The sequence below is a fragment of the Luteitalea sp. genome (assembly GCA_009377605.1).
In the GTDB taxonomy this organism is placed as follows: Bacteria; Acidobacteriota; Vicinamibacteria; order Vicinamibacterales; family Vicinamibacteraceae; genus WHTT01.
Genome location: WHTT01000222.1, coordinates 711 through 1,026 on the forward strand (window position 1 = coordinate 711; position 316 = coordinate 1,026).

1 protein-coding gene is annotated in these 316 nt (G+C 63.9%); it reads left to right on the top strand.

Annotated features, from left to right (window positions below):
- Positions 1-58: 58 nt before the first annotated feature.
- Positions 59-316, top strand: a 258-nt coding sequence (locus GEV06_28640) for a hypothetical protein (GenBank protein MPZ21818.1), incomplete at its 3' end; no start/stop codon positions are given.

The following is a 316-nucleotide window of genomic DNA, read 5'->3' on the forward strand; positions in this document are numbered from 1 at the left end:
GTTCACAGCGACGGTCGACGTCGAGCTCGAGGTCGGTGCCGTAGAAGAGACCGTCACCGTGGCGGGCGCGTCGCCGACCGTCGACACCAAGTCGAACGGCTACAACTGGACCGACAAGATGCGCGGTCACCGCCGGGACCCGCCGCCGAACTTCGTCGAGGACCGAGCCTCGTGGGTCCAGACCAATCCGGCCTCGACAACACAGATCAAGTACACCGCCGTCCTCGATAATCTGGTGTTCGAGTCGAGCGGTGGCGGCATGTTCGGCACGACGAATTACCTGTATCAACCCGACACCGCCGACACCGACATCCGC